Origin of the sequence: Chitinolyticbacter albus, assembly GCF_024437655.1 — a bacterium.
Lineage (GTDB): Bacteria > Pseudomonadota > Gammaproteobacteria > Burkholderiales > Chitinibacteraceae > Chitinolyticbacter > Chitinolyticbacter albus.
On sequence record NZ_JANBVF010000015.1, the window covers coordinates 26,381 to 51,077 of the forward strand.

Genomic DNA, 24,697 nt, shown 5'->3' on the forward strand with positions numbered 1-24,697 from the left:
CTGGTTGGCCACTTGGCACGGTCTCTCGCGGACCATGTTGATTGTCGATGTCTGCATACGCGCTTCAATCACCACCATAGCTTGATAGATTGATGGCACCGGTCTCATCTCTGCCAGCGCCTCCCCTTCAGATGACATCGTTGCCGCCGCTCAGCAGCATGGGACCATTGAGCCGCTTGCGCAGGCGCTGCCGCGCCAGCAACTTGGCCTGGGCCTGCGGCGGCAGGTCGGTCAGCTTGAATACGTTCTTCAGTATCAGGACGTCGATCAGATCTTCGATCACGCGCACGAACTCGATGTCGAGCTCGCCGAACAAGGCCTTGTCGCCCTCCTGCCCGAGAAAAGCGAGTACGTCCGGGCTGGCATGGGGAACGAACTCCTGCGCGTCGGGCTGCGCTTGAGCGTACAAGGCCACGATGTGGCCGTCGGCACCGCGTTGGGCGTAAGGCATGATCAGCTCCGTATCCGGTAGCTGACAATTTAGCATGCAGGGGAGTCGATTTCTTTAATACCCGTCAGCAATCGCGCAAGCGTCGCATGGGCAACTACGGGCATTCACCGCGTAGAAGGCTGCGGGAAGCAGGGAGTACGGCATACAGGAGGGAGTTGGCGCGCCCGACAGGGATCGAACCTGTGACCTTCAGCTTCGGAAACTGACACTCTATCCAACTGAGCTACGAGCGCGTCAAGGCTGCGGATCATAGCGCGAATCGGACGGTGCGTCCATGCGCAGCTTTCTGGTACAAGGCTTTGTCGGTATAATCCGCGCGGTTATTCGAAGGTATGCATTTACCCACTCCAACAAGACCAGGGATGGCAGCATGGGCGGTTCCAATGTCGCTAGCGGCGCACAAAAAGTAGTAGGCATGATCGTGGCAGCGTTGATCGGTTTTCCGCTGCTGATCTTTCTGGTGGCCAAGCTGTTCACGTCGGGTAGTGGCGTGGATCTCGGCCTGTCGACAATGACTGGCGAAGCCATTTCGGCCCGCCTGCAACCGATCGGTGCAGTCAAGGTGGTCGATGCCACAGCGCCCGGCGCGCGTAGTGGCAAGGCTGTTTACGAAGCCGTCTGTATGTCCTGTCATGACGCTGGTCTCGCCGGTGCGCCGAAGTTTGGCGATGCAGGCGCCTGGGGTGCCCGGATCGCCCAGGGCTTTGACACGCTGTCCAAGCACGCGATCGGCGGCCTCAATGCGATGCCGGCCAAGGGCGGCGCAGCCGACCTGACCGACGACGAAGTGAAGCGCGCAGTCGCCTTCATGGGCAATGCCGCAGGCGGCAAGTTCGAAGAACCCAAAGTGGCTGCCGCAGCCGGTGGTGGCGCGATCGATCCGGCCACCAAGGGCAAGGAAATCTACGACACCGTCTGCATGGCCTGCCATGCCGCCGGTATTTCGGGTGCACCCAAGTTCGGCGACAAGGCCAGCTGGGCGCCCCGTTTGAAGGGTGGCGCCGATGCGGCGATCGCCACCGGGATCAAGGGCCTCAACGCGATGCCCCCCAAGGGCGGTTATTCGGGTTCGGACGAGGAATTCAAGGCGGCCGCGCTCTATATGATCAACGCCGCCAAATAAGTCCAAGCGGATCATAGTAACGGGCGGCTCAGGTCGCCCGTTTCATTTCCAAGTCAACCAGCTCTTTCCGGGTTTCCGCTGGCTCGCCTCTCGTTGTCGAGCCCGCAGGAGTGATTCATTGACGAATTACTGGCTGGTGCTCGGTGTGGCCGTGTTCACCGAAATCGTCTGGGCGCTATCGCTCAAGTATGTGCAGACCCACCCCAGCCCCTGGGTGGTTGCGGGATCGGTGCTGCTGTCCTTTCTCAACATGGCCTTGCTGTCGTTCGCGATGCGCGGCATCCCGGCCGGCACCGCCTACGCGATCTGGACCGGGCTCGGTGCAATCGGCGTGACCCTGGGCGGCATCATCTGGTTCGGCGATCCACTCGGTATGGCGCGAGTCGCGTTCCTGTCGCTGATCGTGGTCGGCGTGATGGGGCTGAAGGCCGTCAGCTGACGCTGCTGTGGTCGATCAAAAAGCCGGCATGCGCCGGCTTTTTGTTGTGCGGTGCTCAAACGCCGTAGCGCTTGAACCAGGTCAGCATTTCCTTCCACCCGTCCTGCGCTGCGGCCGCCTGATAGCTGGGGCGGTAGTCGGCGTGGAAGGCATGGCCTGCTTCGTCGTAGACGTAGAACTGCCCGGCCTTGCGATTGCGCTTGAGCGCCTCACGCATCTGCTCGACGCTCTCCAGCGGGATGCCCTGGTCCTTGCCGCCATACAGCCCCAGCACCGGCGCCTTAAGTGCGCTGACCACCTCGATCGGGTGCCTGGGGTTGTTCGGCGAAGGTTGCCCGACCAAGCGGCCGTACCAGGCGACTGCGGCCTTGAGCTTGGGATTGTGCGCGGCATACAGCCAGGTGATGCGCCCGCCCCAGCAGAAACCCGTGATGGCGACGCGATTGGCGTCGCCATGATTGGCCGCCGCCCAGGCGGCAGTCGCGTCGAGGTCGGCCAGCACCTGATCGTCCGGCACCTTGGACACGAGTTCGCTGATCAACGTCGGCACATCGCTGTACTTCGTTGCATCACCCTGGCGGAAATAGAGCTCCGGCGCGATGGCCAGGTAGCCTTGCTTGGCCAGGCGCCGGCAGACGTCCTGGATGTACTCGTGCACGCCAAAGATTTCCTGGATCACCAGCACGACCGGCAGCGGGCCGCTCGCACTCTCGGGCTGGGCGCGGTAGGCCGGCAACGATACATCGCCGCGCGGTATATGGATCGGCCCTGCGATCAGGCCGGTGCTATCGGTGCGGATGGCCGTGGCGGCAGCGGGGCCGGCCGCCAGCGCGAATCCGGTAGCGAGGCTGCCGGCGAGAAAGGTGCGGCGGTCGGTAGCGAACTGCTTGAGGGGATCGTTCATCGTGTCTGCTCCTTGGGCAAGGGTCGGTACGGAAACGGGTGAAAGACATTGCCAGCTTCGCGACATCATCGTGCAACGGCTGATAGTGCAAGCGCTTGCAGCGCGCTGGCAATAGGCATCCAGTACAAAATAGCAACTGCCGCAAAGAGTTCACCCGTATCTTGCCGAAACGTGCCATGGCAGCCACGCGCGCAATCGGGGTCCGCTACACGAAGCGGCGCTGTCGATCGGGTGTGAAGCGCGGCCACACCGGCCTATGGTGAAGTATCGCCATGCAAGGAGCCGGCCATGGACACGCGCCGCTTCTTCAATTCGCTGTGGGACGACTACGCGGCGCTGGCCCCGCAGTCCGCCCGGATCAGGGCGCTGTTCGGCGAGGCGGTGATCAACGACCATGTCGCCTTTCGCACCTTCGATGCCGCGCCCGTCGCGCTCGCCGCGCTGGAACAACGGTTGCTCGAACTCGGCTACCGCCGCCAGGCGCCCTACACCTTTGCGGACAAACATCTCTGCGCCTGGGGCTACATCCCGGCCGACGACAACGACCCGCTGGTATTTCTGTCCGAGCTGCATGTCGCCGCCTTGTCGCCTGCCGCGCGCGCCATCATCGAGCGCCTGCTCGTCCAGGTACCGCCCGACCATGCCGATGATGCATCGGTATTCTGGTCCGGCCGTCCCTGGCCGGCCCCGAGCTGGAACGACTACCAGGCGTTGGCGCTGGAGAGCGAATACGCCGCCTGGCTCGCCGTGCATGGCTTTCACGCCAATCACTACACCATCGCGGTGCACCGGCTCGCGCCACCGCAAACGTTGCAGCAGGTGGTGGCCACGGTCGAGGCCGCCGGCTACCCGATGAACACGGCTGGCGGCGTGATCAAGGGCACGCCTGCGCAGCTGCTGGAGCAGGCCGCGACGCTCGCCGACCAGCAGGACTACGCTTTCGCGGACGGCGACATCCACCCCATCCCGACCTGTTATTACGAGTTCGCCCGCCGCTACCGGGATGCCAGCGGGGCGCTGTACCAGGGCTTTGTCGCCGCCAGCGCCAGCCGCATCTTCGAATCGACAAATCGCCAGCCGGGGGCGACATGATCCCGGTACTCGTCATCGGCGCCGGCAAGATCGGCGCCAGCATCGCCAAGCTGCTGGTGCATTCGGGCGACTACGCGGTGACGGTGGCAGATCGCGACGAAGCAGCGCTGGTCCGTCTCGCCGCACGGGCGCCGGTCGATACACGGCTGCTCAACGTGCGTCGCCCGCAAGCGCTGGCAGACGCGTTGTCCGGCCAGCGCGCCGTGGTGTCGGCCACTTCTTTCGATGCCAACGCGGTCATTGCGCGCGCGGCGCTGTTGGCCGGGGTCAGCTATTTCGATCTGACCGAAGACGTCGCCACGACCCGTGTAGTGCGACGCGTGGCCACCGCGTCGCAGGCCGGCCAGGTGTTCGTGCCGCAATGCGGGCTGGCGCCTGGCTTCGTCGGCATTCTCACCGCGGCGACCATGGCGCGCTTCGCCCAGGTGCAGACCGTGCAGATGCGGGTCGGCGCACTGCCGCAATACCCGTCCAATGCCATCAAGTACAACCTCACCTGGTCGACCGACGGCTTGATCAACGAATACTGCAATCCCTGCGAGGCGCTGCGTCACGGCAAGCGTATCGAGCTGCAGGCGCTGGAAGGCCTGGAGCACTTCGCGCTCGACGGCGTCGAATACGAGGCGTTCAACACCTCGGGGGGCCTGGGCACGCTGTGCGAAACCTACGCGGGCCAGGCCGAGGACATCGACTACAAGACCGCGCGCTACGCCGGCCACCAGTATCTGATGGATTTTCTGGTCAACGGATTGAAACTGGGCAGCAGCCGCGCGCGACGACGCGTGCTCAAATCGCTGCTGGAGACGGCCGTGCCGATCACCCAGCAGGATGTGGTGCTGATCTTCGTCACCGTATCGGGCCAGCTGCACGGTCAGTTCCGCCAACTGACCGATGCGCGCAAGATCTATCACCGCGAGCTGTTCGGCGAAGCATGGTCGGCCATCCAGCTCACGACGGCGGCGGGCCTGTGTGCCGTGCTCGATCTGCATTTTGCCGGCCAGCTGCCCGCGCGTGGCTTCGTCAGGCAGGAAGCCGTGCCGCTGACCGCCTTTCTGGGAAACCGCTTCGGCCACTACTACGCGGTCGACCGCTACGCCGAGGAGCTGCCGGTATGAACCCGACGATGAATACCCTGAATCTTGCGGACTGGCAGATCGACCAACGCTGGCCGGCGGCGGTGATCGCCGGCCACGCCCGCTATGCCGCGCAGGGGCGCGACCTCGCCAGCCCCATCGATGGCGCGGTACTGGGCACGCTCGATTACGCCAGCGCGGCCGAGCTCAGCGAGGCCATCAGTGCTGCCCAGGCTGCCTTTCGCGCCTGGCGCACGGTGCCGGCGCCACGCCGCGGCGAGCTGGTGCGGCGCATCGGCGAACTGGTACGGCAACGCAAGCCCGCGCTGGCGCAGCTCGTCACGCTGGAGACCGGCAAGATCGTCAGCGAGGCCGAGGGCGAAGTGCAGGAATGGATAGACCTGTGCGACTACGCGGTCGGGCTGTCGCGGCAACTTTATGGCCTGACCATCGCCAGCGAGCGCGCAGAGCACCGGCTCAGCGAGCAGTGGCTGCCATTGGGAGCGGTCGCGGTGATCAGCGCGTTCAATTTTCCGGTGGCGGTATGGGCATGGAATGCGATGCTGGCGCTGGTCTGCGGTGACAGCGTGCTGTGGAAACCCTCGGAGAAGACGCCGCTGTCGGCGCTCGCCGCCGTGCGCATCGTGCTCGACGCGATGGTGGACTGCGCCGAAGCGCCGCCGGCGCTGGTGCAACTCCTGAACGGCAGCACCGAGGTCGGCCAGCAGCTGGCGGCCGACCCGCGGCTGCCGCTGGTGTCCGCCACTGGTTCGGTCGCGATGGGCCGCCAGCTGGCCCCCGTGGTCGCGGCGCGGCTGGGGCGCAGCCTGCTGGAACTGGGTGGCAACAACGCCGCCATCGTCGGCCCCAGCGCCGATCTGGAACTCGCCGTGCGCGCCATCGTGTTCGCCGCCGCCGGCACCTGCGGCCAGCGCTGCACCACGCTGCGCCGGCTGATCGTGCATCGCGACGTGATCGATACGCTGCTGCCGCGCCTCGTCGCCGCCTACCGCAGCCTGATGGTCGGTGATCCGCGCAACCGCGCCACGCTGGTCGGGCCGCTGATCAACGAAGCCGCCTGGTCCGCCATGCAGGCTGCGCTGGCCGAGGCAGTTCTAGAAGGCGGCACGCTGCTGGCTGGCGGCACGCGCGTGGTCGATGGCGTGCCGGCCGGCGGCGTCTACGTGTACCCGGCACTGGTGCGCATGCCGATGCAGGGCGGCATCGTGCACGAGGAAACCTTTGCGCCCATCCTCTACGTGCTGGTGTACGACACGCTGGACGAGGCGATTGCGCTCAACAACGCCGTCGAGCAGGGGTTGTCCAGCGCCCTCTTCACCCGCGATCTGCTTGATGCCGAGCGCTTTCTCGGCCCGGCCGGCTCCGACTGCGGCCTTGCCAATATCAACACCGGCACCTCGGGGGCGGAGATCGGGGGCGCCTTCGGCGGCGAGAAGGCCACCGGCGGCGGGCGAGAGAGCGGCTCGGACAGCTGGCGCGCCTATATGCGACGCGCCACCCAGACCATCAACTACGGCGAAGCGCTGCCGCTGGCGCAAGGCGTGCGCTTTGGCGACTGAGCCGAAATTGACGCTGTTGTTGCCCTGCTCTGCTATCTGCTTCCATCAGACTCAACCCGGGCCGCTAACGAGCGAGGGCGAGGCCCCTCGCGGCGGCGGCGACTGGTGTTCTTGGCGGCGTCAGCCGCCTGGAACCCGGGAGCGCAGCGCGTGCAGGGGGAATCGAACAGCGAGCGCCGCTGTTTCCCCGTCGGAGCGCGCGAGAACCCGGCTTTGCCGGATTCCAGGCATCAGTGATCGACCGCTGAAGGCCACGAATACATGACGGGCGCTCAGAAGCCGGTCTTGGCAACTGAGTCGGCACAGCCCCGCTATGCCGTCCTGGTATCTGCAGGGCTCAAACCGGACCGCTGACGAGCGGCGGCGAGGGCGGGGGGTGTGGAATCGAACAGCGAGCGCCGCTGTTTCCCCGTCAGAGAGGGCGAGAACCCGGCTTTGCCGGGCTCCTGGTGTCGGTGATCGATCGCTGAAAGGCCACGAAGAAATAACAGGCGCTCAGAAGTCGTAGCCAATGCCGAGCGAGACGAGGATGTTTTCCTCGTCGTAGAAATCGATATTGGAATTGAGCTCGCTCCAGCCCGCACGCGCAATCAGCGAAGTCTGCGGCCACGAGAACGGTTCGGCGTAGATATAAGCCAGCGACGCGCCCCACAGCGTGTCGTCGCGCGTCCGGTCGAACACCGGGTGCGTGGCGTCGTACTCACGCTCGGTCCACTCGCCACCGATCAGCCAGGTATGACGCCCGACCATGTGCGACAGTTCGACCTCCAGCCCCACCCGCTGGTTGGCCAGCGCTACGCCGTCGGCGTTGTCGTCGAGATAGCGCAGCTTGGCATTGAGCTGGGTCTCTTTGCCCAACTCGAAATCGTAGCCGAGCGCAGCGTACAGCAGATCGCCCTCCCGCCGCAGCTGCGATTGCTGCGCCACGCTGTAGCCTTGCTGGCCGCTGCGCTCGGCGTCTAGCTTGCGCTCGCCCCAACCGAGCTCCAGCGCGAGACCGGAACCCAGGATGCCGTCGTAATGGAGCATGGCGCCGGAGACGGTCATGTCGGTCTCGACCCGATCGACATTGAGCGCGAACGGGTCTTCCCAGGCATCGCGCGCGGGCACGCCGGGAATCAGACCGACGCCGAGCCGCGAACCATCGGGCAGGTAATGCCGGTAGCCCGCTTCCATATAGAAATCGTCCGCCATGCCGCCCAGCGCCGATTCGAAATACACTTCGCCGGCAAAGCCTTCGAAGCGGTAGGCGAGCTCCCACATCGGCAATACCAGCACCGTGTCGTCGCTTTCAGGCGCGCGCCCCAACGCGCTGATGCGCTGGTTGCTGTCGGTATTGGACTGCGAGCGCTCCTCGGCCCAGCCCGCGTGCAGGCTCACGTTGCCGCGAAAGCCCGGGTCGGGCAGCTGGGCGGCCCAGGCGGCGGGAAACAGCAGGCAGGAAAGCAGGACGGCCGGTTGGCGCAGCGGCATGGGAAACTCCACGGAATCGGAGGTCCGAGCTTAGCGCAATCTTGTTGCCATTCTGGCTACGATACGCCGACACCCGACAGGCGTGAAAGTTAATGGAAAGCTAATATCAACCCAAGCCTAAGCAGCAGACACCCGGGCAAACCTGCTCGCCCGCAGCCTGCGGCCTAGATTTCCTCGACCCGGTGACAGGCGACCAACCTACCCTCGAACGGGCGCAAAACCGGCACTTCGGCACGGCAGCGCTCGGCGGCGAACGGGCAGCGGGTATGGAAGGCGCAGCCAGTCGGCGGATTGAGCGGTGACGGCAGCTCGCCCACCAGCTTGAGCTTGATCTGCCGGTCTTCCTTGTGGATGGCCGGCGTGGCCGACATCAGCGCCCGGGTGTACGGATGCAGCGGCCGCTCGAACACGGCGGCCTTGTCGCCATATTCGACGGTGCTGCCGAAGTACATCACCATCACCTCGTCCGCCACGTGCTCGACCACCGCCAGGTTGTGACTGATGAACACATAAGCGGTGCCGAGCTCGTCCTGCAGGTCCATGAACAGGTTGAGGATCTGCGCCTGGATCGACACATCTAGCGCCGAGGTCGGCTCGTCGGCGACCACCGTGCGCGGCTGCAGCATCATGGCGCGCGCGACGGCGATGCGCTGGCGCTGGCCGCCGGAGAACATGTGCGGATAGCGCTGATAGTGCTCGGGGCGCAGGCCGACCTTGGCCAGCATTGCGCGCACCCGCTCCTCGCGTTCCGCCGCGCTCAAGGTCGTGTTGAGCCGCAACGGTTCGGCCAGCATCGCCCCGACCTGCTTGCGCGGGTTCAGCGACGCGTAGGGGTTCTGGAACACCATCTGCACCGTGGGCCGTAGCGCGCGCAGCTCGGCGCGGCTGGCCCCGGCGATCTCGACGCCCCCGATCTGCAGGCTGCCGCCGCTGGGTTCTTCGATCAGCGTGAGCTGACGCGCCAGCGTGGACTTGCCCGAGCCCGATTCGCCGACCACCGCCAGCGTGCGGCCACGCGCCAGCTCGAACGAGACGTCGTTCAGCGCCTTCACCATGGCGTGGCCCTTGAATAGGCCGCGCGAGACGCTGTAGTGGCGCGACAGCGCGCGGGCGATCATCACCGGCGCCTCCGGCGTGGTGGCTACGGGGGGAGTGGGCAGCAGCTGATCAACCATGGCTGGGCCTCCCGGCGTCGTCCAGAGCGAAGAAGCAGCGGGCGCTGCCACGATGCGTCGCCTCCAAGAGTGGATGTTCGTTATGGCAGACCGGCTGCACATAGGGGCAGCGCGGGCTCAACAGGCAGCCCTTGGGACGGTCGTACCGCCCGGGCACCACGCCGGACAGCGTGGCCAGGCGCTCCGCACCTTTGCTGTGTTCCGGGATGGAGCAGAGCAGCGCCTGAGTGTACGGGTGACGCGGCGTGTTGAAGATGTCCGGCACCGGGCTTTGCTCGACCACTTCGCCGGCGTACATCACGACCACCCGCTGCGCGACCTCTGCGACGACCGCCAGATCGTGCGTGATCAGGATCAGCCCCATATTGTTCTGGCGCTGCAGGTTGACCAGCAGCTCCATGATCTGCGCCTGCACCGTGACATCGAGCGCGGTGGTTGGCTCGTCGGCGATCAGGAGCTTGGGATTGCAGGCGATCGCCATGGCGATCATCACCCGCTGGCTCATGCCTCCGGAGAGCTGGTGCGGATAGGCGGACAGGCGCGACTTGGCGTCGGGGATTTCCACCTGCTCCAGCAGCTCCAGCACGCGCGCGCGCGCTGCGGCGCCTTTCAGGTTCTGGTGTTCGGCCAGCGTTTCCAGCAACTGGTCGCCCACGGCATAGGCCGGGTTCAGGCTGGTTTGCGCGTCCTGGAAGATCATCGAGATTTCGGCACCGACGATGGCGCGCTTCTCACGCGGCTTCATCGTCAGCAGATCGCGCCCCGCGAAGCTGAGCCGGTCGGCGGTGACCCTGCCAGGCGCGTCGATCAGGCCCATGGCCGCCAGCATGGTCACGCTCTTGCCAGAACCCGATTCGCCAACGATGCCGACGATCTCGCCGGGAGCCACTTGTAGATCCACGCCGGCAACGGCGCGAAACGGATTGTCGCCAGCGCCGAAGGTGACGTCGAGATTTTTGATGTCCAGCAGCATGGAGCTTCCGCCAGCGTTGGCAATGTCGAGTGTATGAGTAGTGGGCATGATTCACCCGCTCCGGGCCAGGCATGGCGCCCACGCGCCAGCAGTTGCAATCGGGCGGGCGTTAATCATTTTGCTTCAGCCGCGGATCAAGCGCGTCGCGCAGGCCGTCGCCCATCAGGTTAAGCGCCAGCACCGTCAGCACGATGGTGAGGCCAGGCATGGTCACCACCCACCATGCGCTTTCGAGATAGTCGCGCGCGGCCGCCAGCATGGTGCCCCACTCGGGCAGCGGCGGCTGAGCGCCCAGCCCCAGGAAACCCAGCGCTGCGGCATCAAGAATGGCCGAGGAAAAACCCAGGGTGGCCTGGACGATGATCGGCGCCATGCAGTTGGGCAGCACGGTATTGAACATCAGCCGCAGCGTGCCGGCGCCGGCCAGCCGTGAGGCGACAACATAATCGCGCGTCAGCTCGGTCATGGCCGAGGCGCGGGTCAGCCGCACGTAGGAAGGCAGCGAAACGATGGCCAGGGCGATCATGGTGTTGCCCAGGCCCGGGCCCAGCACCGCGACGATGGCCACAGCCAGCAGCAGCGACGGCAAGGCCATCATGATGTCCATCAGCCGCATGATCAGGATGCCCAGCCGCGTGGGGTAGAACGCGGCCAGGAGGCCCAGCACCACGCCCGGGATCATCGAGCACAGCACCGATACCACGCCGATCCACAAGGAAATACGCGCGCCGTGGAGCAGCCGCGACAGGATGTCGCGCCCCAACTCGTCGCTGCCCAGGATGAAGCGCCAGCTGCCACCCTCGGCCCAGGCCGGTGGCGTGAGCAGCGCGTCGCGGTATTGTTCGATCGGGCTATACGGAGCGATCCAGGGCGCGAACAGCGCAGCCAGCGCCAGCAGCAGCATAAAGGCCAGTGCGGCGCTGGCACCGCGGTTGCGCGCAAAGCCGCGCCAGAATTCAGCCAGCGGCGACGGGAAATCGGGCGTGGGCAGCGTGGCTTGAAGTGGGGTATTCATCCGCTTACCTCGCGTGCCGGATGCGGGGGTTGATCACGCCATACAGCAGATCGACCAGCAGGTTGACGAGGATGATCATGCTGGCAATCAGCAGGATGCCGCCCTGCACCACCGGATAGTCGCGTGCGCCGATGGCATCGATCAGCCATTTGCCGATGCCAGGCCAGGAGAAGATGGTTTCGGTGAGCACGGCGCCGGCGAGCATGGTGCCCACCTGCAAGCCGATCACGGTGACCACCGGCATCAGCGCGTTGCGCAGCGCATGCTTGAGGATGACGCGGCTGCGCGACAGCCCCTTGGCACGCGCGGTGCGGATGTAATCCTCGCGCAGCACTTCCAGCATCGCCGAGCGTGTCATGCGCGCGATCACCGCCAGCGGGATGGTACCGAGCACGATGGCCGGCAGGATCAGGTGTTCCAGCGCCGAGACGAACGCGCCCGGCTCGCCCGAGATCAGCGTGTCGATCAACATCAGCCCGGTGATCGGTGCGATGTCGTACTCGATGTCGATGCGGCCCGAAACGGGAGTCAGCCCCAGATGGACCGACACCACCATGATCAGGATCAGCCCCCACCAGAAGATCGGCATCGAATAGCCGGTGAGCGCCGCGCCCATCACGGTGTGATCGACCACGGTGCCACGCTTCACCGCGGCCACGATCCCGGCGGCCAGACCGAACACCAGCGCAAACCCCATCGCGGCCAGCGACAATTCCAGCGTGGCAGGAAATAGCGCCAGAAATTCCTGCAGCACCGGAATGTTCGTCTTGATGGAGGTGCCCAAATCGCCCTGCAGCAAATTCCCCAGGTAGTGCAGATATTGCTGCCACAACGGTAGATCCAGACCGAGCCTATGCATGGCCTCGCGGTAGTAGGTCGGATCGATGTTGCGCTCGCCCAGCATCACCAGCACCGGGTCGCCGGGGATGACATGGATCAACGCAAAGGCCAGCACGGTGATCCCCAGGAAAGTGGGAATCACCACGCCGAGGCGCTTGAGCAGGAATTGGATCATGAGTGGTGGTTCTCGCGGCGTGGTGCCGGCGCGGGGCCGGCCCCCGTTGCGGTTACTTGAGGCGCACGCCGTAGAACGAATGCAATGCAAGCGGACTGATCTTGTAGCCCAGGACCTGCTTACTCATCGGCATGTAGACGGTGGAATGCGCGATCGGCGTGAATGGTACTTCGCGCTTGAAGATCACCTGGGCCTGCTCATAGAGCTTGGTGCGCTCGGCCTGGCTGCTCAGGGCGCGGGCCTTGACGATCAGGTCGTCGAACTCCTTGTAGCACCACTGCGCATAGTTGTTGCCGCCGACAGCGGAGCAACCCAGATTCACGCCCAGCCAGTTGTCCGGATCGCCGTTGTCGCCGCTCCAGCCGATCAGCATGGTGTCGTCCTCGCCGGCCTTGGCACGCTTGATGTATTCACCCCATTCGTAGGTGACGATCTTGGCGTTGACGCCGATCTTGGCCCAGTCTGCCTGGATCATCTCGGCCATCAGCTTGGCGTTGGGGTTGTACGGGCGCTGTACCGGCATCGCCCACAGCGTGAAGCTGAGGTTCTCGACGCCGGCCTTCTTCAAGAGCGCCTTGGCCTTGTTCACATCGTACGGCGCATCCTTCAGCGATTTGTTGTACGACCACTGGGTGGGCGGCATCGGGTTGGTCGCCAACTGCCCGGCGCCGGCGTAGACCGCCTGGATGATGGCCTTCTTGTCGATCGCCATATCGAGCGCCTGACGCACCTCGACCTTGTCGAACGGCTTGCGCTTGGTGTTGTACGACACCCAGCCCAGGTTGAAGCCGGCCTGCTGTGGCACCTGCAGTTTCGGATTGGCCTGCATCGCCTTCAGATCCGCCGGGCGCGGATAGGTCATCACATGGCATTCGCCCTTTTGCAGCTTCTGGTAGCGCACCGACGCGTCGGGCGTGATGGCAAAAATCAGCTTGTCGAGCAGCAGTTCTTTCTTGTTCCAGTAATCGGAGTTGGCGTCAAAACGGATCACCGCATCCTTCTGGTAGCTCTTGAACACGAAGGGGCCGGTACCGATAGGCTGGGTATTGATCAGGCCCGCCTTGTTGCTCTTGAGCAGCTGGCTGGCGTACTCGGCGGACTGGATCGACGAGAACGACATCGCCAGGTTCTGCAGGAAGGCCGCGTCCACGGCCTTGAGCTTGAAGCGCACGGTGTACGGATCGACCTTTTCGACGGCGGCGATATTGGTATCCATGCCCATGTCGGTCACGTAGGGATATTGCGCCGGCGCGGCCTTGTTGAACGGATGGTTCTTGTCGATCAGGCGCTGGAAGGTAAACACCACGTCATCCGCATTGAATTCGCGCGTGGGCTTGAAATAAGGCGTGGTGTGGAACTTCACGCCACGGCGCAGCGTGAAGGTGTAGTTCAGGCCATCCGGGGTGACGGCCCATTTTTCGGCCAGTCCCGGCCGGATGGCCGTTTCGCCGCGGACGAATTCGGTCAGACGGTTGAAGACGGTTTCTGCGGAGGCGTCGAAATCGGTGCCGGTGGTGTAGCGCGCCGGATCGAAGCCGGCCGGGCTGCCCTCGGAGCAGAAGATCAGCGTCTTGCCGGAGGCGGCGACGGCGCTACCGGTGGCCAGGGCCGCGACAGCGGCGGCGAGCACAAGGAAGGACGGGGTACGACGCATGGCAGACTCCGCGTAATCGTTGAAGGGATGGCAAGGCTCGGCTAGCGATGGCCGGCGCCAGCGGCCGCGAACGGGGATACCCGCCAGCGGTGGCATGGCGCGAAACAGGCTCTACTTTAAGAAAACTTTGCCGGACAGCGCGTTGATGCAGGACAAGGCTGACAACGCCAAGTGGCAGACATCGTCTTGCTGACGCCCGCTGCCGACTACCGATCAGGCCTACCTAAGGACATAGACGAACATGGCGACGCACGCCAGCGCACGGGCCTGCCGCTGCCGCGGCGCGATCAGACGACGAGGTTGTCGACGGCATCGAACTGCCAGCCGTCCTCGTACAGCACTTCGAACAAATGCCCGTCCGGGTCGCGGAAATAACCGGCCACGCCCCAGGCATTCTTGGTGGCCGGTTTGACGAGCTCGGCCCCGAGCGCCACTGCACGGGCCAGTACACGCGGCACGTCGTCGGGATGACGGGCGATATAGGCCAGCGCGATACCGGCAAAGCCGTTGCCCTGCGCATCGGCGTAACCCGCATCACGGGCAAAGTCATCGCGCGACTGGATGGCGAGGACCACCCCGCCCAGATCAAATTTGACGAAGCCGGCATGGCTGGACGCCGCGCGCGGCCAGCCCAGTGCCTCGAAGAATGCGGTGGAGCGCGCCACGTCGCACACGCCCAGCAAGATCAGATTCAGTCGCGGCCGCATCAAGCTTCCCTACCCGGATGGAAAACGCCGATGGTACAGCGCCTGCTGCGACCGTGACGATCAGCCGCGCAACCCCTGCAGCAGCAGCGTGATGGCCGATGCGACGCCGGCCGATGACAACGCGATCCATCCGGCCTTGATCCAGGCCGCCTTGAATTCGTCCATCGTGATCTCCTCCCAGAGCTTGGTGCGCTTTTGTGATGTGTATCGCGCTACGCAGCAAAATGCCGTTTGCATGCCTCCGTCGGATACACCACGCCGACAAGTGGTAGTGAAAGTGTGGCGACTACATCACCCGGAACTTGGCCCAGCGCAAATCGCGTCGTCATGCGGGCCGCTAGCCTGTAGCCAAACACTGGAGCCCACGCCATGCCGCAGATCGAAGCCACCCACACGCCCCTGCCTGCCGACTACTACGATGGCGTGCCCGACTACCTGGTCGATGTCTACGACTGGGCCTACGTCAATCCGCAGCACGTACGGCTGCTCGATCGCCCCTCGGTGGTAAAGACGTTGCTGTTCGGCCAGGATGGCAGGCTGATGCGGCGCTATCTCGATCGCATCCGTCCGGGTAGCCGCGTGTGGCAGGTTGCCCATGTCTATGGCGATCTGATCGAGCGGGCGGCCGATCGGGTCGGGCCGCAAGGGACGTTCCATCTGACCGATGTGGCGCCCGCCCAGCTGGAGCGAGCAGAGGCCAAGCTGGCCAGCACGCCATGGGCAAGGGTGCTGCGGGCGGACGCCGCGCAATTTGGCAGTGAGGGTCGCTACGATCTCGTCTGCAGTTTCTTCCTGCTGCACGAGGTGCCGGAGGAGATCAAGCGGGCCGTCGTCGACAATATGCTGGCCCATCTTGCCGACGGTGGCGAAGCGGTGTTCGTCGACTATCACCGCCCGGCTCGCTGGCAGCCGATTGGTTGGCTGCTGCGCGGCATCAACGCCTGGCTGGAGCCATTCGCGCACGCGCTCTGGCTGAAGGAAATCCGCGACTACGCCAGCCAGGCCGACGACTACCACTGGGAAAAAACCACGCTGTTCGGCGGGGTCTACCAGTGCGTGATCGCGCGGCGCAAGACGGCGCCCTAACGCTATGCGGCAATCAAAAAACGCGGCCGAGGCCGCGTTTTTTACTGGTGCGTTACTTACTTCTTGCTAGCGTCGGCCAGCGCCTGCTCCAGCTGTTCCTTGGGCATCGCGCCCGAGGTGATGCGGCCGTTGGCGAAGATCAGCGCCGGCGTACCGGTGATGCCCAGCGACTCACCAAGCTTGAGGTTGGCTTCAACCGGATTCGCGCAATCGGTCTTGCCGTTTTCCGGCAGCGTTTCGTTCATCACCCAGTCATGCCAGGCCTGCTTGCGATCGGCGGCACACCAGATCAGCGCCGATTTGCGCCCAGCATCCTGATGCATCGGCAGCGGGAAGAGGAAGGTGTAGACGGTGATATTGTCGACATCCTTGAGGCTTTCGCGCTCCAGCCGCTTGCAGAACGGGCAGTCCGGGTCCGAGAACACCGCCAGCTTGCGGCTACCATTGCCCCGCTTGTCGACGATGGCCTGATCCAGCGGTAGCTTGGAGAAATCGGTGCTCATCAGCTCAGCCATGCGCGCTTCGGTCAGACTCTGCTTCTTGGCCACGTCGACCAGATCACCAATCAGCAGGTACTGGCCCTTGGTGTCGGTGTAAACGATCTGCCGGCCTTCCAGCACGACTTCGTAAATGCCCTTGAGCGGCGTGGCGCGCACGCTCTGCACCTTGCGCCCCTGCAACTGCTTTTCGAGGCTGGTGCGCAGCGCCTTGCCTTCCTTGGGTTCCTTGGCCGTGTCGGCCGAGGCCGAGCAGGCGGTCAGCGCAATCAGGCCGCCTGCGATGGCGGTGCGGATGAAACGGTTCGAGATCAGCATGGGTAATTCCTTGGTTCAGGCATCCATGGCATGGCGGATCAGTCTGTGCTTAAGCCATGCCTGTTGGTCGGTCAGCCCCAGCCCCACATTACGCAGGGTCTTGAGCAGCGGGTTTTTATTGTTGAACAGCTTTTGCAGGCCGTCGCACGCGGTCCGCATCAGCGCCACCGGCTCGCGTCGGGCACGCTCGTAGCGCCGCAGCACCAGATAGTCGCCACAACGCGCCGGGAGTTCGGCGGACAGGACGCGCGCAAGTTCCGCGACGTCGCCAAAGCCCAGATTCACGCCCTGCCCGGCCAACGGATGCACGGTGTGCGCCGCATCGCCGATCAGGGCGACCCGCGCAGCCACGGTCCGGGACACGCGATTCAACTGTAAGGGAAAGGCTGCCGTCGCGCCGATCTGACGCAAGGCGCCCAAACGACGACCGCCGGCCGCGGCGACGCACTCCGCCAGCGCAGCCGGCTCCAGCGCCAACAGGTGCTGGCGCTGCGCGTCGCCACATGACCAGACCATGGACATGCGCGATCCGGCCAGCGGCAACCAGGCCAGCACACCGTCGTCGAAGAACCACTGGTGCGCGACGCCCAGGTGCGGCTTGTCGCATTCGAAATTGGCGACCACACCCCACTGGTCGTAAGAGTGCGCCGCAACCTCGCTGCCAATCTGGGTACGCACCCAGGACTGCGCCCCATCGGCGCCGACCACCAGCCGAGTGCACAATACGCGGCCATCGGCCAGGGTCACTGTCGCGGCATCGGCATCGACCGCCAGTGCCGCCGGTGTGGCCGGGGCCAGTACCGTCACATTGGGTAGCTCGGCGACCGTTTGCCACAGCGCGCGCTGCAGTTCACGGTTCTCCAGGATCACGGCGAGCTCATCGACACCGGCCTCGGGGGCGGCGAATTCCAGGCGCGAGCGGGCATCGTCGCCAAAGATGCACATCGTCGACACCGCTTGCAGGCGAGCCGGGTTCATCCTTTGCCAGGCGCCGATGCCGGTCAGCAGGCGCCGGCTGGCACGGCTGATGGCGTAGACGCGCGCGTCCCACGAAGCGGGGTCGAAGTCGAACTGCGGTACCCGCCCTTCCAGCAGTAGTACCGATAACGGCGTCTGCGCGAGGCTCGCAGCCAGCGCGGCGCCCACCAAGCCACCGCCGACGATGATCAGATCGGCATCGTAAGTATGCATGGGCCGAGTGTACCGGCTCCCGCGCGGCGCGGCGAGCCCGGGAAAGTCGGTAGCGCCGGCCATGCCATACGCATCGACACCGTCTAGGCTGAGCAGGTGTTGCTCCGCGCCCTGCTTCCCATCCTGGCTTTCGTGCTTGGTGCCTGCCTGCTGCAGGTGCCATCGACACTGCCGCCACTCTGGCCCGCCCTGCTACTGGCAGGCATCGCCCTGGCATGCGCTGCCTGGTGCCCGCGCTGGCGTACAGCCTTGCTGGTCATCGCCTGCGCCGCAGCGGGCTGGGGCTGGGCCGACCTCAGGGCGCAAGCGCGACTGGCCGACCGGCTGGACGAGCGCCAGGAAGGCCGGACAATCACGGTGCAAGGCCACGTTGCCGGCCTGCCCCAGCCGACATTGCACGGTATACGCTTTCTCTTTGTGCCCGATGACGCCAGTCTGCCGCGCCGCATCCAGGCGAGCTGGTACGGCCCGGCGGCCAAGCCGCGTACGGGAGAGCGCTGGCAACTGGCGCTCAAGCTCAAGCAGGTGCACGGCGCGGTCAATCCCGGTGGGTTCGACCTGGAGCGCTGGATGCTGCAGGAAGGCATAGGCGCCACAGCCAATGTACAAGCCGGGCAACGTCTGCCTGGCCATGCCTGGCGCGCGACGATAGACCGGGGCCGCGTCGTGATCGCAAACCACATCCGGGCGGAGCTGGCCGCTCGCCCATATGCGCCGGTGATCGTTGCGCTGGTGGTGGGCGAGCAAGCGGGCATCCCGCCCGAACAGTGGCAGCGCTTCACCACGACTGGCATCTCGCATTTGATCAGCATCAGTGGTTTGCATATCACCATGGTCGCGGGCCTCGTCGCCTGGGCGGCCGGATGGGGCTGGCGGCGCCTGCCGCGACTGGCGGCGCGCATCGCGGCGCAACGGGCCGCGCTCGTTGCCGGCATGATCGCGGCGCTGTGCTACAGCACGCTGGCGGGCTTTGCCGTGCCGACCCAGCGTACGCTGTTGATGCTGACGCTGGCGGGCCTGTGCCTGCTCAGCGCCCGGTTGTGGCCCTTGAGCCTGATCTGGACCCTGGCGCTGGGCCTCGTCGTACTGGTCGATCCGTTCGCAGTGCTGTCGCCGGGGTTCTGGCTGTCGTTCCTGACCGTGGGTGCGCTGCTGTGGCTGTCGGCCAACCGCAATGGTCGCCAGCACTGGCTGCGTGTCTGGGCGGGTACCCAGTGGGCCGCGACGCTGGCGTCATTCCCGCTGCTGCTGTTCCTGTTCCAGCAATTACCGCTGGTGTCCCCGCTGGCCAATGCCGTGGCGATCCCCCTGGTCAGCCTGGCGGTCACGCCGCTGGCGCTCGTCGGCACGCTCGATCCCAGCGGCTTGCTGCTGGTCGGCGCGGAGCGGCTGTTCGCGCTGACCGACTGGCTGCTCGCCCAGCTTGCCGCACTGCCCCACGCCAGCATCAGCCTGCCCGCCCCGCCGCTATGGACTCTGCTGCCGGCGGCATGCGGTGTCCTGCTCTTGTTGCTGCCTGCCGGCCTGCCGGGGCGCTGGCTGGCGCCCATTTTCCTGTTGCCCATGCTGGTGCCGCAGGGCGAGGCGCTACCGGCCGGGCATTACCGCGCCACGATCCTGGATGTGGGCCAAGGGCTTGCAGTGCTGGTACAGACGCGCAATCGCATCCTGCTGTACGACACGGGCCCGCCCGGCGCGGCCCAGCGCTATCTGCTGCCCAGCTTGCGGGCCATGGGCGTCGCCCGCCTCGATGTCCTCGTCGTCTCGCACGACGACAACGACCATACCGGTGGCGCCGATGCGTTGCTCGCCACGCTGCCGGTCACGCGCTGGTCCAGCCGGTTGCCCACGCAGCATCCGGCCCGGATGCGGCCAGCGCCGCACGCGCCCTGCATGGCAGGGCAACGCTGGCGCTGGGATGGGGTGACGTTCGAATTCATTTGGCCCCACCCGGACTACGCCGGGCGCGACGACAACGCTATGAGCTGCGTGCTACGCATCGACAACGGTCGCCATGCGCTGCTGTTGCCGGGCGACATCGGCCGCTCCGAGGAGTTGCAACTGGTCGAAGCCGATCTGGCCGATACCGACATCGTCGTCGCGCCGCACCACGGCAGCCGCTCATCGTCCAGTGAAGCGCTGATCGCAGCCACCGAGCCGGCGTGGGTCGCCTACTCGGCCGGTTATCTCAACCGCTTCCACCACCCTAACCGCATCATCGTCGAACGCTACGCCGCACACGGCGCGCAAGCGCTGCGCACCGATCATGACGGCGCGCTGGTGTTCGAAGTGGGAGACACCATCGACGCCTGGGGCTGGCGCACGCGTACGCCGCGCTATTGGCGCTGGCAGGCAACGACGCAGTCGCAATGAAAACAGCCACCGCGAACGGTGGCTGTCTGATGCTGCGCCGAGTGCTTATTCCAGGCCGCGGCTGTGCAGGTATTCCTCGTAACCGCCGAGGTAGTGGGTGAACGTGCCGTCGCCGTTCAACTCCAGGATCTGAGTCGCGAGCGATGACACGAACTGGCGATCGTGCGAAACGAAGATCAGCGTGCCCTTGTACAGGTCGAGCGCCAGGTTCAGCGATTCGATCGATTCCATGTCCATGTGGTTGGTCGGCTCATCCATCAGCAGCACGTTGGGACGCTGCAGGATCAGCTTGCCGTACAGCATGCGGCCCTTCTCGCCACCGGACAGCACCTTCACCGACTTCTTCACGTCGTCGCCGCCGAACAGCAGGCGGCCGAGTATGCCGCGGATCACCTGGTCGTCGTCGCCCGGCTGGCCCCACTGCTTCATCCAGTCAAAGAGGGTGATGTCCTCGGCGAAATCCTCTTCGTGATCCTGCGCGAAGTAGCCGGGTTCAGCCTTATCGGCCCACTTGATGAAACCCGCGTCGGGCTTGAGCTCGTTTACCAGCAACTTCATCAGCGTCGACTTGCCGACGCCGTTGCCGCCGATCACCGCCAGCTTCTGGCCGGCTTCGAAGATCAGGCTCAGGCTCTGGATCAGCGGCTTGTCGAACGATTTGGAGAGGTTGTTCGCCTCGAAGGCCTGGCGGTGCAGCTTTTGCTTGTCTTCCAGATCGAAGCGGATATACGGGTTCTGGCGCGAGGACGGCTTCACCTCGACCATGTTGTCCTTGATCTTGTCGGCAAGCTTCAGGCGGGAAGTGGCCTGGCGGCTTTTGGACTTGTTGGCGGCAAAGCGCGCGGCAAAGGCCTGCAGTTCGGCGACCTTTTCCTTGGCCTTGCTGTTGTCGGCCAACAGGCGTTCGCGCGCCTGGGTGCTGGCCAGCATGTAGTCGTCGTAGTTGCCCGGATAGATGCGAATTTCGCCGTAGTCGACGTCGGCAACGTGGGTGCACACCTGGTTCAAGAAGTGGCGATCGTGCGAGATGATCAGCATCGTCGATTCGCGCTGGTTCAGCGTTTCCTCGAGCCAGCGGATGGTGTTGATGTCCAGGTTGTTGGTCGGCTCGTCCAGCAGCAGCACGTCCGGATTGCTGAACAGCGCCTGCGCCAGCAACACCCGCAGCTTCCAGCCCGGCGCGACTTCGGACATCGGCCCGTTGTGCAGCTCGATCGGGATGCCGGCGCCCATCAGCAGGCTGCCGGCCCGTGCTTCGGCGGTGTAGCCGTCGTATTCGGCGACCTTGCCTTCGAGCTCGGCGGCACGCATGTAGTCGTCCTCGGTCGCCTCGAGGTTGGCGTAGATCGCATCGCGTTCATGAATCGCCGCCCACAGCTCCACATGGCCCTGCATCACCACGTCGATCACACGCTGGTCTTCGTAGGCGAACTGGTCCTGCTTGAGCTTGCCCAGGCGCACGCCCGGCTCCAGCGCCACGTTGCCCGCGGAGGGCTCCAGATCGCCGCCGAGGATCTTCATGAAAGTGGATTTGCCGCAGCCGTTGGCGCCGATCAGGCCATAACGGTTGCCGTCGCCAAACTTGACGCTGACTTTTTCAAACAGCGGCTTGGCGCCGAACTGCATGGTGATATTGGAAGTACTGATCATCTGCTGGGGTTTCCTCGCGCCCCGCCGGTAGGCGAAGCGAATAAAATCCGGTATGCGCCCGCCGCCAAAATGGCCGCAAAACGCTGAAAGTTTTGGATTTTATCATAGCGAGCTGACCCGATGCGCCACGCCCACCCCCATCGCCTTGCCCCGCGCCTGGCCGATATCGAGCCCTTCCACGTAATGCGTATTCTGGAAGCGGCCAAGCAGCTGGAAGCCCAGGGCCGCGACGTGATCCATCTGGAGGTCGGCGAGCCCGATTTCGCCACGCCACCACAGATCGTCGAGGCCGGCATCGCGGCCTTGCGTGCCGGGCACACCTTCTATACCGGTGCCTGCGGCCTGTCGCAGCTGCGCGAAGCCATCGCCGGCTTTTATCAGGACCGCTTCGGTCTGAGCATCGATCCACGCCGCATCATCGTCACCCCCGGCGCCTCCGGCGCACTGCAGCTGATCCTCGCGCTCCTCGTCGGGCGCGACGACGAGGTGCTGCTCACCGACCCCGGCTATCCGTGCAACCGCCACCTGGTCACGCTGTGCGAGGGCCGGCCCGTCAATATTGCGGTGGGCGCCGACAGCCGCTTCCAGTTGCTGGCGCGCCATGTCGAACAGCATGCCGGCGAGTGCACCGTCGCGACCTTGGTCGCCAGCCCCGCCAACCCTAGCGGCACGGTGCTGGAACTTGCCGAAATCGCCGAACTGGCTGCCGTTTGTCGGAAGAAAAACATCGCGTTGATCGTCGACGAAATCTACCAGGGCCTGGTGTACGAGCGCGCGCACGAAACGGCGCTGACGGTCGCTGCCGACGCTTTCATCGTCAATAGTTTCTCCAAGTTCTTCCAGATGACAGGCTGGCGCCTGGGCTGGCTGGTCGCCCCGGAATGGGCTATTCCGGAACTGGAAAAACTGGCGCAGAACCTGTTCCTCGCCGCCCCCACGCCAGCGCAATATGCTGCGCTCGCGGCCTTCGGGCCGGACACGCTGGCCTTGCTGGAAGCGCGTCGCGCCGAGCTTGACCAGCGTCGTCGCGTTCTTTGTAAGCTTTTAACCGACATCGGACTGACACTGCCTGCGCCGGCGCAAGGTGCCTTCTATCTGTGGGCTGACTGCAGTGCCTTTACTGACAACACCGAGACGCTTGCCGCACATCTGCTCGATACGGAAAGCATCGCGCTGACACCTGGCCGCGACTTCGGCAGCAACCCTTTATTCATGCGCCTTGCCTATACGCAGCCCGTGCCGCGCCTGCTCGAGGCAGCAGAGCGATTACGCCGCTCGTTGGCACGCGGTTGCAGAAGCTGACAGCCTCCCTTAACCTTAAAAATAACGACAATATTCGCGGCAAACGCGAGCTTAAAGAGTGGGGGGCGAAGCACCATGTTCGACTTCAAAGGCCTCATCGGTGCGCTGTTCAATCGCGGACCGCAAGAAGGCGTGCACGATTTCAAATCGGCGACGATGTTCATGCAGGAGCTCCCCGAGAGCGACATCCTGCAAGCCCATATCGAGATCGTGAAGGCGCTCAAGCAGTTGAACGCCAATGCACGCGTCAGCCTGAAGGAGCGGATGCGCACCGTGCCTTATCTGGACGACAAGGCACGCGCGCTGCAGAACCATCTGATCGACGTCTATTTCGGTCGCTTGATCGACGATCATGTCGCGCCCCACCAGGTACTGCCGTCCATCCTCACCTACTGGCACCAGGTGGGCGAGGCATACCGGCTGTGCATCAAGCAGGCGAGCCAAACCGGCGCCCGTGGCCTGGACGTGCAATTGCAGATCTTCGCGCTGCGTGCGCTCTCTCACTACAACCAGGAAGTGAAGTGGGCCCATCTGCGTTACATGGAGGTCGACGCCAAGGTGTGGCGCAACCTGCACCGGCTGTACCACTACGCCGAAGAGCACAAGTTTGCCATCGCGCCGCTGCAACCCTATGCCAATACCGAGCTGACCGACGCCCGCCGTGAGTACATGCAGGCGATGATGCTCACGCTGTCGCAGCCGGACAAACTGCAACCGGCCCAGATCGAACTCGCGGCGCAATGGCTGAAGCGCTGGTCCGGTCGCATGGAACTGGAAATGCTGATCCGGCCCAATCGCCAGCTATTCGCCGTCAATATCGCCGGCTCCTCGGCGCCCAAGCGCTTACGCCGCGATATGGTGGGCGACAACTGGCGCTACTGGTTCACCGAGGCGCTGGTACTGCATGTACGTGAGGTGCACGATCAGCTGCTGCGCGGTGACAGCCCACTCGATCACGGCCTGCCGATCGAATCGGCGGAGCCTGGCAATCTCGCGCTGATGCTCAATCTGGTGAACCTGTGGTCGCGCGACGTACCGGCACCGGTGCGGCGGTACGAGCGACATCTTGCGCGCAAGCGGCTGCAGGTAGTGCGCGGCCTGGAGGATGTGATCCATTTTTTGCGCGCGCCGGCCGGCCAGGCTCGCCGGGTCGATACCGAGCACTGGGAAGTGGCAAACGAGAGCGCAGGCGGCTACGGCGTGAACTACAGCGGCAAGGGCGACGACAGGCTGCTGGTCGGCGAGATCGTCGGCCTGGGCCAGCAGGAAGGGCCCGGCCTTGTCATCGGCGTGATCCGCCGCATCACGCGGCGCCGGGACGGCCAGGTAGAGGTGGGCATCGAGAATCTCGCGTCCAACCCGCTGGTGGTCGAACTCAAGCCCACGCAGAGCGAACGCAGCTTCTTCGGCCTGTATTCGCCAGAGACTGGTGCCACCACGCAAGGACGCTTCCTGATGCTGCCGCAGACCTTCTTTGCGGCCAACCGCGAGTTCCAGCTATCGGCACAGGGCAAGAGCTATCGTATCCGGCTCGATCCGGCGCTGGAACAAACCAGCTACGCCGCCATCTCGCGCTTCTCCGTGCTGCAACGCCTCGCGGCCTGAC

The 24,697-nt window shown here is 64.8% G+C and carries 21 protein-coding genes and 1 tRNA gene; 9 read left to right on the top strand and 13 right to left on the bottom strand.

The features are described from left to right. Positions 1 to 127: 127 nt before the first annotated feature. Positions 128 to 451: a hypothetical protein gene (locus NLI84_RS10460; protein ID WP_255990036.1), complete on the bottom strand. Its 324-nt coding sequence runs from the start codon at positions 449 to 451 to the stop codon at positions 128 to 130. A 156-nt stretch (positions 452 to 607) separates the two neighbouring features. Continuing rightward, positions 608 to 684, bottom strand: a tRNA-Arg gene (locus tag NLI84_RS10465). 137 nt (positions 685 to 821) lie between these two features. On the opposite strand from NLI84_RS10465, the gene NLI84_RS10470 reads away from it, so the two are divergent. Further along, entirely contained in the window at positions 822 to 1,574 is a 753-nt protein-coding gene (locus NLI84_RS10470; RefSeq protein WP_255990037.1) for a c-type cytochrome, read from the top strand. A gap of 118 nt (positions 1,575 to 1,692) precedes the next feature. Continuing rightward, positions 1,693 to 2,013 (top strand): DMT family transporter, encoded by a 321-nt coding sequence (locus NLI84_RS10475; RefSeq protein WP_255990038.1) that lies wholly within the window; start codon positions 1,693 to 1,695, stop codon positions 2,011 to 2,013. Between the two features lie 55 nt (positions 2,014 to 2,068). Here the strand turns inward: NLI84_RS10475 and NLI84_RS10480 are convergent, their stop codons facing one another. Beyond that, a complete protein-coding gene (locus NLI84_RS10480; RefSeq protein WP_255990039.1) occupies positions 2,069 to 2,917 on the bottom strand; it encodes a dienelactone hydrolase family protein in 849 nt (282 codons plus the stop codon). 288 nt (positions 2,918 to 3,205) lie between these two features. On the opposite strand from NLI84_RS10480, the gene NLI84_RS10485 reads away from it, so the two are divergent. From NLI84_RS10485 to amaB, 3 genes are read left to right on the top strand one after another with little or no spacing between them, the layout of a single operon-like run. Continuing rightward, positions 3,206 to 4,009, top strand: coding sequence for a DUF1338 domain-containing protein (locus tag NLI84_RS10485; RefSeq protein ID WP_255990040.1), 804 nt, complete (start codon positions 3,206 to 3,208; stop codon positions 4,007 to 4,009). After that, a complete protein-coding gene (locus NLI84_RS10490) occupies positions 4,006 to 5,124 on the top strand; it encodes a saccharopine dehydrogenase family protein (RefSeq protein ID WP_255990041.1) in 1,119 nt (372 codons plus the stop codon). The genes NLI84_RS10485 and NLI84_RS10490 overlap by 4 nt, the downstream gene beginning before the upstream one ends. Before the next feature lie 8 nt (positions 5,125 to 5,132). Beyond that, on the top strand, positions 5,133 to 6,662 hold the full coding sequence (gene amaB / locus NLI84_RS10495) for an L-piperidine-6-carboxylate dehydrogenase (RefSeq protein ID WP_255990042.1): 1,530 nt from the start codon (positions 5,133 to 5,135) through the stop codon (positions 6,660 to 6,662). 495 nt (positions 6,663 to 7,157) lie between these two features. On the opposite strand, the gene NLI84_RS10500 is transcribed toward amaB, so the two are convergent. The 7 genes from NLI84_RS10500 to NLI84_RS10530 form a co-directional block, all read right to left on the bottom strand. Continuing rightward, complete coding sequence (locus NLI84_RS10500; RefSeq protein ID WP_255990043.1) at positions 7,158 to 8,135, bottom strand: DUF2860 family protein; 978 nt, start codon at positions 8,133 to 8,135, stop codon at positions 7,158 to 7,160. A 164-nt stretch (positions 8,136 to 8,299) separates the two neighbouring features. Continuing rightward, on the bottom strand, positions 8,300 to 9,310 hold the full coding sequence (locus NLI84_RS10505; RefSeq protein WP_255990044.1) for a peptide ABC transporter ATP-binding protein: 1,011 nt from the start codon (positions 9,308 to 9,310) through the stop codon (positions 8,300 to 8,302). Next, the gene (locus NLI84_RS10510) at positions 9,303 to 10,283 is read right to left on the bottom strand and encodes an ABC transporter ATP-binding protein (protein WP_255990045.1); all 981 of its coding nucleotides are present in this window, start codon (positions 10,281 to 10,283) and stop codon (positions 9,303 to 9,305) included. Before NLI84_RS10510 ends, NLI84_RS10505 begins: the two co-directional genes overlap by 8 nt. A 109-nt stretch (positions 10,284 to 10,392) precedes the next feature. Further along, a complete protein-coding gene (locus NLI84_RS10515) occupies positions 10,393 to 11,298 on the bottom strand; it encodes an ABC transporter permease subunit (RefSeq protein ID WP_255990046.1) in 906 nt (301 codons plus the stop codon). Positions 11,299 to 11,302: 4 nt separating this feature from the next. After that, positions 11,303 to 12,313 carry an ABC transporter permease subunit gene (locus tag NLI84_RS10520; RefSeq protein ID WP_255990047.1) on the bottom strand — a complete coding sequence of 337 codons (1,011 nt, stop codon included), beginning with the start codon at positions 12,311 to 12,313 and terminating at the stop codon, positions 11,303 to 11,305. Between the two features lie 52 nt (positions 12,314 to 12,365). Then, the gene (locus tag NLI84_RS10525) at positions 12,366 to 13,967 is read right to left on the bottom strand and encodes an ABC transporter substrate-binding protein (RefSeq protein WP_255990048.1); all 1,602 of its coding nucleotides are present in this window, start codon (positions 13,965 to 13,967) and stop codon (positions 12,366 to 12,368) included. Between the two features lie 287 nt (positions 13,968 to 14,254). Next, positions 14,255 to 14,674, bottom strand: coding sequence for a VOC family protein (locus NLI84_RS10530; RefSeq protein WP_255990049.1), 420 nt, complete (start codon positions 14,672 to 14,674; stop codon positions 14,255 to 14,257). Between the two features lie 369 nt (positions 14,675 to 15,043). Between NLI84_RS10530 and rquA the strand changes: the two genes are divergently transcribed. Then, entirely contained in the window at positions 15,044 to 15,760 is a 717-nt protein-coding gene (gene rquA / locus NLI84_RS10535) for a rhodoquinone biosynthesis methyltransferase RquA (protein ID WP_255990050.1), read from the top strand. Positions 15,761 to 15,816: 56 nt separating this feature from the next. Here rquA and NLI84_RS10540 read toward each other — a convergent pair whose 3' ends face one another. Then, positions 15,817 to 16,575: a DsbC family protein gene (locus NLI84_RS10540; protein WP_255990051.1), complete on the bottom strand. Its 759-nt coding sequence runs from the start codon at positions 16,573 to 16,575 to the stop codon at positions 15,817 to 15,819. Between the two features lie 15 nt (positions 16,576 to 16,590). Then, entirely contained in the window at positions 16,591 to 17,766 is a 1,176-nt protein-coding gene (locus NLI84_RS10545; protein ID WP_255990052.1) for a UbiH/UbiF family hydroxylase, read from the bottom strand. Positions 17,767 to 17,862: 96 nt separating this feature from the next. On the opposite strand from NLI84_RS10545, the gene NLI84_RS10550 reads away from it, so the two are divergent. Further along, on the top strand, positions 17,863 to 20,139 hold the full coding sequence (locus NLI84_RS10550; protein ID WP_255990053.1) for a DNA internalization-related competence protein ComEC/Rec2: 2,277 nt from the start codon (positions 17,863 to 17,865) through the stop codon (positions 20,137 to 20,139). A 45-nt stretch (positions 20,140 to 20,184) separates the two neighbouring features. On the opposite strand, the gene NLI84_RS10555 is transcribed toward NLI84_RS10550, so the two are convergent. Next, a complete protein-coding gene (locus NLI84_RS10555) occupies positions 20,185 to 21,789 on the bottom strand; it encodes an ABC-F family ATPase (RefSeq protein ID WP_255990054.1) in 1,605 nt (534 codons plus the stop codon). A gap of 120 nt (positions 21,790 to 21,909) precedes the next feature. On the opposite strand from NLI84_RS10555, the gene NLI84_RS10560 reads away from it, so the two are divergent. Both NLI84_RS10560 and NLI84_RS10565 read left to right on the top strand, forming a co-directional pair. Then, positions 21,910 to 23,091, top strand: a complete 1,182-nt coding sequence (locus NLI84_RS10560; RefSeq protein ID WP_255990055.1) for an aminotransferase class I/II-fold pyridoxal phosphate-dependent enzyme — start codon at positions 21,910 to 21,912, stop codon at positions 23,089 to 23,091. Positions 23,092 to 23,166: 75 nt separating this feature from the next. Then, complete coding sequence (locus tag NLI84_RS10565; protein WP_255990056.1) at positions 23,167 to 24,696, top strand: cyclic-di-GMP receptor FimW-related protein; 1,530 nt, start codon at positions 23,167 to 23,169, stop codon at positions 24,694 to 24,696. Position 24,697 lies beyond the last annotated feature (1 nt).

Excerpts from the sequence above, each read along its gene's own strand:
- NLI84_RS10460 (WP_255990036.1), bottom strand. The coding sequence starts at position 451 with ATGCCTTACGCCCAACGCGGTGCCGACGGCCACATCGTGGCCTTGTAC.
- NLI84_RS10470 (WP_255990037.1), top strand. The coding sequence starts at position 822 with ATGGGCGGTTCCAATGTCGCTAGCGGCGCACAAAAAGTAGTAGGCATG.
- NLI84_RS10480 (WP_255990039.1), bottom strand. The coding sequence starts at position 2,917 with ATGAACGATCCCCTCAAGCAGTTCGCTACCGACCGCCGCACCTTTCTC.
- NLI84_RS10485 (WP_255990040.1), top strand. The coding sequence starts at position 3,206 with ATGGACACGCGCCGCTTCTTCAATTCGCTGTGGGACGACTACGCGGCG.
- NLI84_RS10490 (WP_255990041.1), top strand. The coding sequence starts at position 4,006 with ATGATCCCGGTACTCGTCATCGGCGCCGGCAAGATCGGCGCCAGCATC.
- amaB (WP_255990042.1), top strand. The coding sequence starts at position 5,133 with ATGAATACCCTGAATCTTGCGGACTGGCAGATCGACCAACGCTGGCCG.
- NLI84_RS10500 (WP_255990043.1), bottom strand. The coding sequence starts at position 8,135 with ATGCCGCTGCGCCAACCGGCCGTCCTGCTTTCCTGCCTGCTGTTTCCC.
- NLI84_RS10505 (WP_255990044.1), bottom strand. The coding sequence starts at position 9,310 with ATGGTTGATCAGCTGCTGCCCACTCCCCCCGTAGCCACCACGCCGGAG.
- NLI84_RS10510 (WP_255990045.1), bottom strand. The coding sequence starts at position 10,283 with ATGCTGCTGGACATCAAAAATCTCGACGTCACCTTCGGCGCTGGCGAC.
- NLI84_RS10515 (WP_255990046.1), bottom strand. The coding sequence starts at position 11,298 with ATGAATACCCCACTTCAAGCCACGCTGCCCACGCCCGATTTCCCGTCG.
- NLI84_RS10520 (WP_255990047.1), bottom strand. The coding sequence starts at position 12,313 with ATGATCCAATTCCTGCTCAAGCGCCTCGGCGTGGTGATTCCCACTTTC.
- NLI84_RS10525 (WP_255990048.1), bottom strand. The coding sequence starts at position 13,967 with ATGCGTCGTACCCCGTCCTTCCTTGTGCTCGCCGCCGCTGTCGCGGCC.
- NLI84_RS10530 (WP_255990049.1), bottom strand. The coding sequence starts at position 14,674 with ATGCGGCCGCGACTGAATCTGATCTTGCTGGGCGTGTGCGACGTGGCG.
- rquA (WP_255990050.1), top strand. The coding sequence starts at position 15,044 with ATGCCGCAGATCGAAGCCACCCACACGCCCCTGCCTGCCGACTACTAC.
- NLI84_RS10540 (WP_255990051.1), bottom strand. The coding sequence starts at position 16,575 with ATGCTGATCTCGAACCGTTTCATCCGCACCGCCATCGCAGGCGGCCTG.
- NLI84_RS10545 (WP_255990052.1), bottom strand. The coding sequence starts at position 17,766 with ATGCATACTTACGATGCCGATCTGATCATCGTCGGCGGTGGCTTGGTG.
- NLI84_RS10555 (WP_255990054.1), bottom strand. The coding sequence starts at position 21,789 with ATGATCAGTACTTCCAATATCACCATGCAGTTCGGCGCCAAGCCGCTG.
- NLI84_RS10560 (WP_255990055.1), top strand. The coding sequence starts at position 21,910 with ATGCGCCACGCCCACCCCCATCGCCTTGCCCCGCGCCTGGCCGATATC.
- NLI84_RS10565 (WP_255990056.1), top strand. The coding sequence starts at position 23,167 with ATGTTCGACTTCAAAGGCCTCATCGGTGCGCTGTTCAATCGCGGACCG.